Annotated in this window: 18 protein-coding genes; 17 read left to right on the forward strand and 1 reads right to left on the reverse strand. The window is 56.6% G+C overall.

The features are described 5' to 3' along the window. The first annotated feature begins 9 nt into the window (after positions 1-9). A complete protein-coding gene (gene rpsE / locus ACR0B8_RS16775; protein ID WP_058283505.1) occupies positions 10-579 on the forward strand; it encodes a 30S ribosomal protein S5 in 570 nt (189 codons plus the stop codon). Positions 580-591: 12 nt separating this feature from the next. Beyond that, entirely contained in the window at positions 592-780 is a 189-nt protein-coding gene (rpmD, locus tag ACR0B8_RS16780) for a 50S ribosomal protein L30 (RefSeq protein ID WP_008757946.1), read from the forward strand. Positions 781-882: 102 nt separating this feature from the next. On the opposite strand, the gene ACR0B8_RS16785 is transcribed toward rpmD, so the two are convergent. Beyond that, entirely contained in the window at positions 883-1314 is a 432-nt protein-coding gene (locus ACR0B8_RS16785) for a MarR family winged helix-turn-helix transcriptional regulator (RefSeq protein WP_170414653.1), read from the reverse strand. A 77-nt stretch (positions 1315-1391) separates the two neighbouring features. Between ACR0B8_RS16785 and ACR0B8_RS16790 the strand changes: the two genes are divergently transcribed. The 15 genes from ACR0B8_RS16790 (at position 1392) to ACR0B8_RS16860 (ending at position 14075) form a co-directional block, all read left to right on the forward strand. Then, the gene (locus ACR0B8_RS16790; RefSeq protein ID WP_170362259.1) at positions 1392-1760 is read left to right on the forward strand and encodes an antibiotic biosynthesis monooxygenase family protein; all 369 of its coding nucleotides are present in this window, start codon (positions 1392-1394) and stop codon (positions 1758-1760) included. A 21-nt stretch (positions 1761-1781) separates the two neighbouring features. Then, entirely contained in the window at positions 1782-2240 is a 459-nt protein-coding gene (locus ACR0B8_RS16795; protein ID WP_170362258.1) for a hypothetical protein, read from the forward strand. A 170-nt stretch (positions 2241-2410) separates the two neighbouring features. Continuing rightward, on the forward strand, positions 2411-2623 hold the full coding sequence (locus tag ACR0B8_RS16800; RefSeq protein WP_170362257.1) for a DUF1127 domain-containing protein: 213 nt from the start codon (positions 2411-2413) through the stop codon (positions 2621-2623). Positions 2624-2801: 178 nt separating this feature from the next. Beyond that, positions 2802-3662, forward strand: coding sequence for a hypothetical protein (locus tag ACR0B8_RS16805; RefSeq protein ID WP_226689192.1), 861 nt, complete (start codon positions 2802-2804; stop codon positions 3660-3662). Positions 3663-3806: 144 nt separating this feature from the next. Continuing rightward, positions 3807-4280, forward strand: a complete 474-nt coding sequence (gene rplO / locus ACR0B8_RS16810) for a 50S ribosomal protein L15 (protein ID WP_170351671.1) — start codon at positions 3807-3809, stop codon at positions 4278-4280. A gap of 109 nt (positions 4281-4389) precedes the next feature. After that, a complete protein-coding gene (gene secY, locus ACR0B8_RS16815) occupies positions 4390-5754 on the forward strand; it encodes a preprotein translocase subunit SecY (RefSeq protein ID WP_058283501.1) in 1365 nt (454 codons plus the stop codon). After that, entirely contained in the window at positions 5751-6395 is a 645-nt protein-coding gene (locus ACR0B8_RS16820) for an adenylate kinase (protein ID WP_170351670.1), read from the forward strand. Before secY ends, ACR0B8_RS16820 begins: the two co-directional genes overlap by 4 nt. Before the next feature lie 200 nt (positions 6396-6595). Beyond that, entirely contained in the window at positions 6596-6964 is a 369-nt protein-coding gene (gene rpsM, locus ACR0B8_RS16825; protein ID WP_058272383.1) for a 30S ribosomal protein S13, read from the forward strand. A gap of 15 nt (positions 6965-6979) precedes the next feature. After that, on the forward strand, positions 6980-7369 hold the full coding sequence (gene rpsK, locus ACR0B8_RS16830) for a 30S ribosomal protein S11 (protein WP_008757289.1): 390 nt from the start codon (positions 6980-6982) through the stop codon (positions 7367-7369). A 115-nt stretch (positions 7370-7484) separates the two neighbouring features. Then, positions 7485-8501: a DNA-directed RNA polymerase subunit alpha gene (locus ACR0B8_RS16835; RefSeq protein ID WP_170403678.1), complete on the forward strand. Its 1017-nt coding sequence runs from the start codon at positions 7485-7487 to the stop codon at positions 8499-8501. Between the two features lie 129 nt (positions 8502-8630). Further along, entirely contained in the window at positions 8631-9050 is a 420-nt protein-coding gene (rplQ, locus tag ACR0B8_RS16840) for a 50S ribosomal protein L17 (RefSeq protein ID WP_170362256.1), read from the forward strand. Positions 9051-9195: 145 nt separating this feature from the next. After that, complete coding sequence (locus ACR0B8_RS16845) at positions 9196-10539, forward strand: DUF3300 domain-containing protein (RefSeq protein WP_170362255.1); 1344 nt, start codon at positions 9196-9198, stop codon at positions 10537-10539. Between the two features lies 1 nt (position 10540). Further along, positions 10541-11431, forward strand: a complete 891-nt coding sequence (locus ACR0B8_RS16850) for a DUF2950 family protein (protein ID WP_170362254.1) — start codon at positions 10541-10543, stop codon at positions 11429-11431. 194 nt (positions 11432-11625) lie between these two features. Beyond that, the gene (locus ACR0B8_RS16855; RefSeq protein WP_226689191.1) at positions 11626-12618 is read left to right on the forward strand and encodes a TauD/TfdA family dioxygenase; all 993 of its coding nucleotides are present in this window, start codon (positions 11626-11628) and stop codon (positions 12616-12618) included. 71 nt (positions 12619-12689) lie between these two features. Further along, entirely contained in the window at positions 12690-14075 is a 1386-nt protein-coding gene (locus ACR0B8_RS16860; RefSeq protein ID WP_170362253.1) for a trypsin-like peptidase domain-containing protein, read from the forward strand. The last annotated feature ends 1 nt before the right edge of the window (position 14076 follow it).

Here is a 14076-nt window from a genome sequence, read left to right on the forward strand (position 1 = left end):
GATGCCAAAATGGCAGAACGTGAAAACCGCCGGGGCCGTGGTCGTGACCGCGACGAAGCACCGGAATTCGCCGATCGTCTGGTTGCGATCAACCGTGTGTCGAAAACCGTAAAAGGTGGTAAGCGCTTTGGCTTCGCCGCTCTGGTGGTTGTCGGCGATCAGAAAGGTCGCGTCGGCTTTGGCAAAGGTAAAGCGAAAGAAGTACCTGAAGCCATCCGTAAGGCGACCGAGCAAGCCAAGCGTCAGATGATCCGCGTGCAACTGCGCGAAGGTCGGACCCTGCACCACGACATCGAAGGCCGTCACGGCGCCGGTAAAGTGGTAATGCGCACCGCACCTGAAGGTACTGGTATCATCGCCGGTGGTCCGATGCGTGCCGTGTTCGAAATGCTGGGCGTCAAGGACGTTGTGTCCAAGTCGCTGGGCTCGCAGAACCCGTACAACATGATCCGCGCCACCATCAACGGCCTGCAGAAAGAGCAGAGCCCGCGTTCGGTTGCACAGCGTCGTGGCAAAAAGGTTGCTGACATCCTGCCCAAGCGGGACGAAGCACCGGCAGCTGCAGAAGCAGAAGCATAAGGAGAGCGACCCATGGCAAAAACCATCGTCGTCAAGCAGATCGGTTCCCCGATCCGTCGCCCCGCCGAACAGCGCGCAACCCTGATCGGTCTGGGCCTGAACAAGATGCACAAGACCCGTGAGCTGGAGGATACTCCTTCGGTCCGCGGCATGGTCAACAAGATCCCGCATCTGGTTGAGATCATCGAAGAACGCGGCTAAGCGCGACATCTTCGAAAAGTTAGAAACGCCTCCGATATTTCGGGGGCGTTTTATCATTTAAGGGTTATGACGGTCTCTTAGTTTAATCGATATGGTGTCAGTTCAATCTGAACGCATTTTTTCTATTATACGGCGCATATAGTCCATGAAGCGTGCCTGTTCAGTTTCACTCAACACCTGTAGGGCTTCGGCATTTACGCTTTGAGCAGACTCATAGGCGCTGTTTCGAATTGCTGTGGCCTTCTCAGTTAACCAAATCAGTTGGGCTCTGGCGTCAGCGGGGTTCTTTGTTCTTTTGATCAAGCCGTCGCGTTCCATTCGGTTGAGCGTGTTCGCCAGGGTCGCTTGTTCGACATCTATTTTGCCCAGCAATTCTTTTTGCGTCACGCCGTCTTTGAGCCAAAGCTGCAGTAAAATTGGAAATTGCCCAACAACGATCCCCAAGGGCGCAATGCGCTGCTGCAATTCCTTCGCAAACAACCGCGCCATGTGATTGACCAGGTATCCGGCCGAGTTTTCTTTTTCAAAGTTCATGTTCAAGATTTACACTTGCATAGCAAGCTATGCAATATTATATAGCTTGCTATGGAAAAGAATTGAGAGGAATCGAAATGGCTCGTATTAAAGAGTTGGACAATATCGTCACGCTGGCAGATCAGATGCAGACCGAAGAAGGTCCGGTAGTGCTGATCAACCTGTTCACAGTGGACGCCAAAGACAAAGAGGCGCTGCTGAAGGCCTGGGCGCATGATGCAGATTTCATGAAATCTCAGCCAGGATATATTTCTACCCAGCTCCATCAGGGCATCGGTGGCAGTTCGACCTTTGTGAACTACGCGATCTGGCAGGACGTCCAAACTTTCCGCCACGCATTTACCAATCCCGAATTTCAGCGACGGATCGCGGACTATCCAGATAGTGCTGTGGCGCGGCCACATCTTGTTCGAAAGCTCGCAGTTGAAAACCACTGCGTCGCCTGATGCGATAACCGGAGTAGCAACATGTTAAGAACCATCCACCCCATCGCCGGAGTATTAGGTTTTCTTACAATCCTCGTTTTTTGGACATCCACCTTGTACAGCGAGTTATTTGCAACCCTTGCGACCGTCGCCGCGGTAAAATCCATGATCGTCAGCGGACTGTTTATTCTGGTGCCAGCAATGGTGATTGTCGGTGCATCCGGCATGTCTCTTGGGCGTCGCCGCAAAGATGTCCAGGCGCTCGCCAAGAAGAAACGGATGCCGATCATAGCGATGAACGGACTTCTTATCCTTGTTCCCGCCGCCATCTACCTTAGCGCAAAAGCAAACGCAGGATCATTCGACACCAGCTTTTATATTGTGCAAGTCGTTGAACTGATCGCTGGCGCCACCAATCTGACGTTGATGGGGCTTAGTATTCGGGATGGCCGGGCGATGACCGCCCGCAGAAGAAGTGCGCGAAAGCAGAGAAGCCAGTAAAGGTCCCAATTAAGCACAGCGCCCCGCATAGCTATTCAACGCACGCATAGCGGCTAGACCGAAATCTTCGTTGTTAGCGATACCGAACACTCCTATCTGAACCCTGTCCAAACAAGGAACACACAAGAAAACATCGGGGAATACGCCCCGATCAGGAAAGGAATTCAGATATGGCTTATACAGCAACAACCACTCACGGCATCACCGTTTTTGCTCGCATCGCTGACTTTGCAGCAAAGGTAAAAGAGGCTTACGCCCTGCGCTCAGAATTCAATCGCACCTATTCGGAACTACAAAGCCTGACCGACCGCGAACTGAACGATATCGGTGTGCGCCGCTGCGATATCAAAGACATTGCGCATGATCACGTTTACTGCTCGTAACACAGCAAACTGATCCACGAATTCAGGGGCGCCGTTTGGCGCCTCTTTTTTGTTTGAGAGTCTATCGCGTCACAGCGCTGAAGTTTTTTGACCGGGCGCATTGCGAGGACGCCGCATATAAGGCACACGCCAGAAAAGCGACTTTTATGCTCGGTTCAATTTGGCGGAAAGACTTAGTATGGCGCGTGAATATCAGATTGGAATGCTGTGGGTCGAAGGCCCCCTGAGTTTCCTGGAACAGCTCTGCATCAAGTCTTACCTGGACGCAGGACAAAGTGTGCGCCTCTATACTTATGACAACGTTACAAACATCCCCGAAGGGGTCGAGCACCGCGATGCTCGTGAGGTACTGCCCGATTCCGAGTTTGTGACTCATGGCCGAACCGGAAGCCCGGCACCTCATTCGGACAAGTTCCGGTATCGACTGCTGGCGCAAGAAGCGGATTTGATCTGGGCAGATACCGATGCTTACTGTCTGAAGCCTTTCTCGACACCCAACGGCCATTACTATGGGCGGCTCGAAGGTGAGGTGGCCACAGGCGTGCTCGCTCTACCTCAGGATAGTGATACACTGGGCAAATTGATTGAGCTAACCAATGATCCCCATTTCATTCCGCCGTGGTTGCCTCCGAGGCACAGAAAGCCGCTGGAAGAATCGCTGCAGAACGGAGCGCCGGTAAACGTCCCTGAGGTGTTCTGGGGGGTGTGGGGGCCACGGGCGTTTACCTGGGCACTGAAGCAGACGGGTGAGATCAAATATGCGCTGCCCGAGCACGTTTTCTATCCGCTGAACTTCACGCGCCGCCGTGCCCTGGCCAGGCCGAATGCTAGAATCGACCACTACATGAAAGAGGATACGGTTTCGATCCATCTATACGGTCGACGGATGCGAGCGATCATGCGGACCAAATATGGCGGCAGACCCGATCCGAACAGTCTGGTGGGCAAACTGGTCGAGAAGCACGGTATCGACCCACTTGCAGCCCCCATCCGGCCGCATAAAGGGTCCGCTGAAAAGGCGGGTGGACCCGAGGATTAGCGCGGTACGCTTCCGCGGGCTTGCCAAGAGGGGTCAACGGGCCTATACGCCTGCGGTGGCCTTGCGCCATACGAATCAAAACCAAGAAATGCCGTGGTTGGCCCATCACGCTTCGGGGGCCACATCCGGCTAAGGAGAAGCGATATGAAACTGCACGAATTGCGCGACAATCCTGGCGCCACACCGAAACGCACCCGCGTTGGCCGTGGTCCCGGTTCCGGCAAAGGTAAAATGGGTGGCCGTGGTATCAAAGGCCAGAAATCCCGTTCGGGTGTGGCCATCAATGGCTATGAAGGCGGCCAGATGCCGTTGTACCAGCGCCTGCCCAAGCGTGGCTTCAACAAGCCGAACCGCAAGGAATTCGCCGTTATCAACCTGGGTTTGATCCAGAAATTCGTCGACGCCGGCAAGCTGGACGCCAAAGCTGCGATCACCGAGGACGCGCTGGTTGCGTCCGGTCTGGTTCGTCGCAAGCTGGACGGCATCCGCGTTCTGGCCAAGGGCGAAATCAGCGCCAAGTTGAACCTGGAGGTCACGGGTGCTTCGAAAGCTGCCGTTGAGGCAGTCGAAAAAGCGGGCGGTTCACTGACGGTCACAAAAGCTGCTGCGGCAGAGTAAGCGCTTGTGAGCGGGCAAAGACCCGCTTACATAGTCCTCAGAGTTTTCCCAGACGCCGCCCGAGCCGGAAAACGGTTCCGGGCGGTGTTTTCATAAGAGAGACCGATTTATGGTATCAGCAGCAGAACAAATGGCAGCCAACACAAGCTGGTCTGCCCTTGGCAAAGCCACCGATCTGCGCAACCGCATCCTGTTTACGCTGGGTTTGTTGATCGTTTATCGCCTGGGCACCTTTATTCCGGTGCCGGGGATCGACGGGCAGGCCCTGCGCGAATTCATGGAGCAGGCGGGGCAGGGCATCGGCGGCATGGTTTCGATGTTTACTGGCGGGGCGCTGGGGCGGATGGGTATCTTTGCCCTCGGCATCATGCCCTACATTTCAGCCTCGATCATTGTGCAGCTGCTGACATCTATGGTTCCCGCGCTCGAACAACTCAAGAAAGAGGGTGAGCAGGGACGCAAGAAAATCAACCAGTATACCCGTTTCGGAACCGTGGCTCTGGCCACCGTTCAGGCCTATGGTCTGGCCGTATCGCTGGAATCGGGTGATCTGGCGACCGATCCGGGTATGTTCTTCCGGATGTCGACCATGATTACGCTGGTTGGCGGCACAATGTTCCTGATGTGGCTGGGTGAGCAGATCACCGCACGTGGCATCGGTAACGGTATCTCTCTGATCATCTTCGTCGGTATCATTGCCGAGGTTCCGGCCGCATTGGCGCAGTTCTTTGCCAGCGGACGCAGCGGTGCGATCAGCCCTGCAGTGATCGTGGGTGTGATCGTGATGGTTATCGCCGTGATCACCTTTGTGGTGTTCATGGAGCGGGCCTTGCGCAAGATCCACATCCAATATCCGCGCCGTCAGGCCGGTATGAAGATCTATGAAGGTGGTTCCAGCCACCTGCCGGTCAAAGTGAACCCGGCGGGCGTTATCCCGGCGATCTTTGCAAGCTCGCTGCTTCTGTTGCCGGTGACGATCTCGACCTTCTCGTCGGGTGCGACCAATGGGCCGGTGATGTCGTGGCTGCTGGCCAACTTTGGCCCCGGACAGCCGTTGTACCTGCTGTTTTTCGCCTCGATGATCGTGTTCTTTGCCTATTTCTATACGTTCAACGTGTCGTTCAAACCGGACGATGTGGCGGACAACCTGAAAAAGCAGAACGGTTTTGTGCCGGGTATCCGTCCGGGCAAGAAAACCGCCGAGTATCTGGAATACGTGGTCAACCGCGTGCTGGTTCTGGGTTCGGCCTATCTGGCGGCGGTCTGTCTGCTACCTGAAATCCTTCGGGGCCAGTTTGCCATCCCGTTCTATTTCGGAGGCACCTCGGTTCTGATTATCGTCTCTGTGACCATGGACACGATCCAACAGGTTCAGAGCCACCTGCTTGCGCACCAATACGAAGGGCTGATTGAAAAGTCCCAACTGCGCGGCAAAGGTAAGAAACGCGGCAGGAAGGGACCCTCTCGTCGATGAACATCATTCTTCTTGGCCCCCCGGGGGCCGGTAAAGGGACGCAGGCGCGCCACCTGGTCGAAACACGCGGCATGGTTCAGTTAAGCACTGGCGACATGCTGCGCGAGGCCAAGACCTCGGGCACCGAGATGGGGCAGAAGGTTGCGGCGATCATGGATGCGGGCAAGCTGGTCACTGATGAGATCGTGATCGGCCTGATCGAAGAGAAGCTGACCACCGAAACAGGCGCCGGTTTCATTTTTGACGGCTTCCCCCGTACGCTGGCGCAGGCCGATGCGCTGGCGGCGTTGCTGACCAAGCTGGGTCAGTCGTTGCACACAGTGATCGAGATGCGCGTCGATGATGATGCGCTGGTGGGTCGTATCACGGCGCGTTCGACCTGTGGCGGGTGTGGTGAGGTTTATAACGACATCACCAAACCGATTCCGGCAGACGGCAAGTGCACCAATTGCGGTAAGGAAAATGACTTCCAGCGTCGTGCAGATGACAACGAAGACAGCCTGCGTACGCGCCTGATGGAATATTACAAGAAGACCTCGCCGCTGATCGGCTATTACTACGCCAAGGGCGATCTACGCCCCGTGAACGGACTGGCGGATATCAAGGAAGTCACCGCGTCGATTGAGGCGATCCTTGGCTGATATCAATATGGGCTTGACGGCGTTGCCAAAAGCCCATATCGACCCCCATCCCTAAAGGGAATCAAGACCGCATGCGGGATTCGTCCCAATTGCCCCGACCACCTCGAATAATGCTGAACCCTCTGGCCTCACTGCCACGGTAAAGCGTTGTGAAAAAAGGTTCTGGAGTTACGGAACCGCAACGAAAAGGAAAGTGACACGTGGCACGTATTGCCGGCGTAAACATCCCGACTGCAAAGCGGGTACCTATCGCCCTCACATATATCACCGGTATCGGAAACACCTCGGCCAAAGCGATCTGCGAAGCCGTAGGTATCGACGCGACCCGTCGCGTTAACGAACTGTCCGACGCCGAAGTTCTGGCCATCCGCGAGCACATCGACGCCAACTTCACCGTCGAAGGTGACCTGCGCCGTGAAGTTCAGATGAACGTCAAACGCTTGATGGACCTGGGCTGCTATCGCGGTCTGCGTCACCGCCGCAACCTGCCGGTTCGCGGTCAGCGTACCCACACCAATGCTCGTACCCGCAAAGGCCCCGCAAAGGCCATCGCTGGTAAGAAGAAATAAGGGAGGGTCTGACTGATGGCACGTGATAAGACTCGCGTTAAGCGCAAAGAGCGTAAGAACATCGCATCGGGCGTCGCCCATGTGAATTCGACCTTCAACAACACCAAGATCTTGATCTCGGACGTACAGGGCAACGCCATCTCGTGGTCGTCTGCCGGTACTATGGGCTTCAAGGGATCGCGGAAATCGACACCCTACGCCGCTCAGATGGCTGCAGAAGACGCAGGCAAGAAGGCGCAGGAACATGGCGTCAAGACGCTGGAAGTCGAAGTTCAGGGCCCCGGTTCGGGTCGTGAATCGGCTCTGCGCGCGCTGGCTGCTGTGGGCTTCAACATCACGTCGATCCGTGACGTGACTCCGATCGCTCACAACGGCTGCCGTCCGCCGAAGCGTCGTCGCGTCTAAGCGATTTTGAATTGAGCTGGGGCTGTGTTTTTTGCACGGCCCCAGCACGTCATTTTGAACCTCGGGCGTCTGCACCTTGTTGGTCATGGGGCGCGGACAGGAATGGAGGGATTACATGATCCATAAGAATTGGGCTGAATTGATCAAGCCGACCCAGCTGGATGGCAAGCCGGGCAACGATCCTGCGCGCCAGGCAACTCTGGTTGCCGAACCGCTGGAGCGTGGCTTTGGTCTGACTTTGGGCAATGCGCTGCGCCGCGTTCTGATGAGCTCGCTGCAAGGCGCGGCCATCACCAGCGTCCAGATCGACAACGTCCTGCACGAGTTCTCCTCGGTCGCAGGCGTTCGTGAAGACGTCACCGACATCATCCTGAACCTCAAGCAGGTTGCCCTGCGCATGGAAGTCGAAGGCCCCAAACGCCTGTCGATTAATGCCAAAGGCCCCGCCGTTGTCACCGCTGGTGACATCAGCGAAAGCGCTGGTATCGAGGTTCTGAACCGCGATCACGTCATCTGCCACCTGGACGATGGCGCTGACCTGTTCATGGAACTGACCGTCAACACCGGCAAAGGCTACGTCTCGGCTGAAAAGAACAAGCCGGAAGACGCACCTATCGGCCTGATCCCGATCGATGCGATCTATTCGCCGGTCAAAAAGGTTGCCTATGACGTTCAGCCGACCCGTGAAGGTCAGGTTCTGGACTATGACAAGCTGACCCTGAAGATCGAAACAGATGGCTCGATTACACCGGAAGACGCGCTGGCCTTTGCCGCTCGTATCCTGCAGGACCAGCTGTCGATCTTCGTCAACTTCGACGAGCCGGAATCGGCTGGCCGCCAGGACGAGGACGATGGTCTGGAGTTCAACCCGCTGCTGCTGAAGAAAGTAGATGAGTTGGAGCTGTCTGTCCGTTCGGCAAACTGCCTGAAGAACGACAACATCGTTTACATCGGCGACCTGATCCAGAAGACCGAAGCCGAGATGCTGCGCACCCCGAACTTCGGCCGCAAGTCGCTGAACGAGATCAAAGAAGTGCTGTCCGGCATGGGTCTGCACCTCGGCATGGATGTCGAGGACTGGCCGCCCGACAACATCGAAGATCTGGCGAAGAAATTCGAAGACGCGTTCTAAACGCGTCTTCTCCAATGCCCGGCCCGAAAATGGGTTGCCGGGGACAACAAGGGCACTTCCGCCCCAAGGAGAGCCGGTGACACGCATCGCCGGCCAGACAAAGCAAAACGCGAAAGAAGGAACTAGAAAATGCGTCACGCACGTGGTTACCGCCGCCTGAACCGTACACATGAGCACCGTAAGGCGCTGTTTGCGAACATGGCTGGCTCGCTCATCGAGCATGAGCAGATCAAAACGACTCTGCCGAAGGCAAAAGAACTGCGCCCGATCGTTGAAAAACTGATCACCCTGGGCAAGCGCGGAGACCTGCACGCCCGCCGCCAGGCCGCATCGCAGCTGAAAGAAGACCAATACGTCGCAAAGCTGTTCGAAGTTCTGGGCCCCCGCTATGCCGAGCGTCAGGGCGGTTATGTCCGCATTCTGAAAGCTGGCTTCCGCTATGGCGATATGGCCCCGATGGCGATCATCGAATTCGTGGATCGCGACGTCGACGCCAAAGGTGCGGCCGACAAGGCCCGCGTTGCCGCCGAAGAGGCTGCAGACGAATAATAAGAAAGCCCGGCTTTCTGAATTTTGACCCCCGTGTCTCCGGACGCGGGGGTTTTTTGATTCCGCGGACCAGGCGGCCAACTGGTCCTCCTGTTGCCAGAATCGCAATCTTGGGTGATCCTTTAAGAAATTAAAGGATCGCAATATGTTTAGGTATCTGATTTTTGTGCTCGGTATTGGCGCATCAACCGCGCTTTATGCTCAGGAAACATCCAATGATCCCGCGGCCGAAGAAACGTCAACTGATCAATCCGATCTGTTGACAGATGCCGAGCTGCAAACATTGGTTGCACCGGTCGCTCTTTATCCAGACACGTTGCTTATCCAGATATTTGTCGCCGCTACCCAGCCGTTGGAAATTGTGAAGGCCGAGCGTTTTTTGCTGGACAACGCCGACCGTGACCCCGCTGAGTTGGAGCCGGAAATCGATGCCATGGGCTGGGATCCTTCGGTTAGTGTCCTTGCTACGGCGTTTCCCGAAGTTGTCGGGCAGATGGCCACCCATATTGACTGGACCGAAACCATGGGCACCGCGATGCTGGCCCAGTCCGACGATGTGATGGACGCTGTTCAGGTGATGCGGGACCAGGCGATCGACAGTGGCGCATTAGTTTCAGGCCCTGAACAAACAGTTGAAGTGGCCGAAGACGAAACAGTAGTCATCACGCCCACAAACACCGAGACGGTATATGTGCCGCAATACAACCCCGAAACAGTTTATACCGGTCCATCGACAGGGGATGTGGTTGGTGCGGCGTTACTGACCTTTGGCACGGTCGCACTAATTGACGAAATTTTTGACGACGATGATGATTGGTACGACTATTGGGGCTGTCGGAATTGTGGCGGATGGAATGGTCAACCCATCATCAGGAACCCCGATATCGACATTGATGTCGACCGCAACGTCAATATCGACAGGGACATTGATCTTGGGGACCGGACGGATATCGGATGGCAACCTGATCCTGACCGCAAAAAACAGGCACAGGATAAAATCTCGAACCACAAAAGGCCCGAAAGTGGCCGTGGCGATTTGCCAGTGAAACGTCCCGAAGGACGCACAGATGAGTTGCGCGCGAAACTGAGCCGTGAATCTGGCGCTGCCGATATCAGTCGGGATGGCGCTTCGCGTGAGCGGGCAGCAGCGGTTGCCGCCGGAGCGGGCGCAGGAGCCGTCGCTGGCGGTGCGCTTGCCAACCGGGACGGTGGAAAAAAAGACCTGCCACAGGTGAACCGGGGCAATGTCGACCGGGATAAGGCCGCAGCCAAGCAGCAAGCCGTCGAGCGTACCAAGCAAAGACCGGAGACTGCGAAAAAGCCTGTCCAACAAAGACCCCAAGCTGCCAAGAAGCCTCAGGCCAAGAAAGCGGCTCAGCGCAAGCCACAGGCCTCCAAGGGGCAGGCGATGAAGAAAAAGGCGTCAGGGAAAAGAACCCACAGCGCGTCCAATCGCGGCCATGCCGCCAAAGGCAAGCGGAGACGGTAAGATGCGTAATTCGGTGTTTTCCATTTTTTTTCTTACCGCAACTGCGGGTGCGGCACTTTCAGATGGGGCTCAGTTCGACACGCCGCAAACTGCCCTTGATGCCTTTGTTGATGCCCTGAGGGCGGATGACCAAGGCAAGTTGCTGGAGATTTTTGGGCCCGAGGCGGAAGACCTGATCGGGACAGGTGATCCTGTCGAGGATCAGGAAAGGCGGCAGGAAGTACTTGCCATGTACGCCGAGGGTTACCGATTTCAACCCGACGAGGACGGCGTCGTTCTTTTGTTGGGTGAAGACAGCTGGCCATTCCCGATCCCCATTTCACGAGGCGAAGACGGCTGGCAATTCGATCTCGAAGCCGGCATCGAGGAACTTTCGGCGCGCGAGATTGGCTTGAACGAACTGGACGTGATCGAACTGCTTGAGGCTTACGTCGATCTTCAGGCTGCGTTCAGGCTGGTCGATCACAATGGTGATGGCGTTATGGAATTTGCTCAGACGATTATTGCGGATCCAGGCGTCAGAAACGGGTTGTTCTGGCCCGAAGAAGACAGCTTTGTCGGTGCAGCACTGGCCCGCGCTGCCGCTTCGGGTTGGAGTGATGGCGAGGTTGATTACGAGGCCGAGCCCTTCCTGGGGTATTACTATACTATCCTACAAGAGCAGGGTCCAAATGCACCGGGTGGCGCTTATTCCTATTATGTCGGTGATAGGTTTGTCGCCGGGCACGCCCTGTTGGCAGTTCCGGCCGAATATGGTGAAACCGGTATCCATTCATTCCTTGTGGGCGAAAACGGAATTGTTTTCGAGGCGGACTTTGGCCCCGAAACACTGGAAATAACTGCGGATTTTACGTCCTACGATCCCGGTCAGGATTGGTCGCCGGTCGAATGATGCGTGCGCCACCTGTTTGCAGGCGGACAGTACAGGTCTATCGTCTAACTAACGTCATTTCCGGCTATTTTACGGCAATGTAAAACCATCTTTCCCGCGTTATCCTGAAAAATATGTGTGGAGTACAGATGATGACGGAAATATCTGAGATCCCAAGTGAATTCACAGGACCTTCCGCTTGGACCGGACAACAGATGAGCGCTCGCGAGCATGAATGGATTGTCGACCTGTCGCCCGAGGACATCGCCGATCTTGAACAAGCTGCCCGTCACTATCTGAGCTTGGGGCGCGACATCGGGGAAATTTCAAGAGCGGATTTTCCGTTACAACGGTTTGATGGCCATCTGCAACATCTGCGCGACAAATTGATCAATGGGATCGGATTCGAGGTAATCCGGGGCCTTCCGGTGCAATCGTACACGCAAGAGATGGCAGCGGCTATTTTCTGCGGGGCGGGGGCACATCTGGGGTCTGCCCGCTCACAGAACGCTCAGGGCCACATTCTAGGGCATGTCCGTGACATTGGCGCGGATGCCAATGACCCGAACACGCGGATTTACCAGACCCACGAGCGGCAGACCTTTCACACGGACAGCGCCGATATCGTCGGGCTGCTATGTTTGCGTGACGCCAAAGAGGGCGGGGATTCACTGTTGGTCAGTGCCGAAACCATCTATAATCGAATGCGTGCCGAGTGCCCCGACCTGCTGCAGCGTTTGTTCGACCCCATCGCGACCGATCGCCGTGGCGAAGTGCCGGAAGGCATGCAGCCATTCATGACGATCCCTCCATTTTGTTGGCACGACGGCAAGCTCACCGTGTTCTACCAGCGCCAGTATATCGATAGCGCGCAAAGGTTTCCTGATGCCATGCGCCTGACACCGGACCACGTCGCGGCTTTGGACAGGTTTGATGCGTTAGCAAATGATCCAGAAATGTACCTGACCATGCGGCTGCAGCCCGGAGACATGCAGTTCGTCTATAATCATTCCCAGCTGCACGACCGGACAGGGTTCACCGACTGGCCGAATCCGGACGAGCGGCGTCATCTGTTCCGGCTTTGGTTATCCCCCGAGGGAGACCGCGAATTGCCTGAGGTGTTCAAGCAGCGCTACGGAACCATTGATGTTGGCAATCGCGGCGGGATCATTACCAAGGGTACGCGGTTGAACGCTCCTCTTAACTGACTGTCACCGGAAGCTTGCATTACGTTTCGCGCGGGCGCATATCCAACGCAACTCTGCAAGTTGAGGTCTATATGTTCCGCGCGACACTTATCGCTCTTTCCTTCGCATGCGCCTCGGTTGCCACTGCGGACACCCGCGTGCCGCAATCACAAGCCGAGATATCGTTGGGTTTCGCCCCGGTGGTCAAAGAGGCCTCACCGGCGGTCGTCAACATCTATGCTAAGATCGTGCGGCAGGGGCGGGCCAACCCGTTTTTCTCGGACCCGTTCTTTCGGGATTTCTTTGGCGGCGGCTCGGCCGAGCCGCGCCCGCGAGTGCAGAACTCGCTGGGGTCCGGCGTAATCCTTTCGCAGGATGGTTACGTCGTTTCGAACTACCATGTGGTTGGTACTGCTACGGAAATTCGCGTGGTGACGACGGATCGGCGGGAGTATTCGGCCCAGGTGGTACTGGGTGACAAGGAAAGCGATATCGCCATTTTGCGCCTGCAAGAGGCTGACGATCTGCCGTTCCTGGAACTGCGCGATTCCGATCAAGTCGCGGTGGGGGAACTGGCGCTGGCCATCGGCAACCCGTTCGGGGTGGGACAGACCGTGTCGTCGGGCATCATCTCAGGGCTGGCCCGGACCGGGGCTGCGACCGGCAACGCGCGCGGTTATTTCATCCAGACGGATGCGGCGATCAATCCGGGAAATTCGGGCGGTGCGCTGATTGACGTGAACGGGGACCTGATCGGGATAAATACGGCCATTCTGACCCGCTCGGGCGGATCAAACGGCATTGGATTTGCGATCCCGGCCAATTTGGTGGCCGAGTTCCTGCGGCAAGCGCAGGAGGGTAATGACCATTTCGTCAGCCCTTGGGCGGGAATGGCAGGTCAGCATATGAGCGCTGATATCGCCGAGTCGCTGGGTCTGGTGATCCCGTTGGGCGTGGTAATCTCTGACCTGCACCCCCTTAGCCCGCTTGCCGATGCAGGTCTGCGTGTCGGTGACGTGGTAACCCACGTAGACGGGGATGAAGTGAACTCTCCGGCCGAGATGAAGTTTCGCATGTCGGTGGCGGGCGTCGGCGGCACCTCGGTCTTGACCCGGTTGCGCGGCGAAGAAAGCTCGGATCTGGAAGTAGCTCTTGTCCGAGCGCCCGAGACCCCGCCAGCCGACGAGACCACGCTGGATGACCAGACGGTCATGCCTGGGTTGACGGTCTCACGCGTTAATCCGGCGGTCATCACGCGGCTGGGGCTGGTGCTGTCGCAAACCGGCGTTGTTGTGGTGGACGCAGACCGATACGGAGGGCGGTCTGGGCTGCGTGTGGGTGATGTGGTTAATGGCATCAACGGCGCGCAGATCGACCACCCGCAAGACATAGTCGATGCGCTGACCGATCCGGGGCGCAGGTTGAATTTTGACATCCTGCGCGGTGGCCGTTCGGTTTCCCTGCGGTTCCGGTTGTAAC

The organism is Ruegeria sp. BH6 (genome assembly GCF_056538105.1).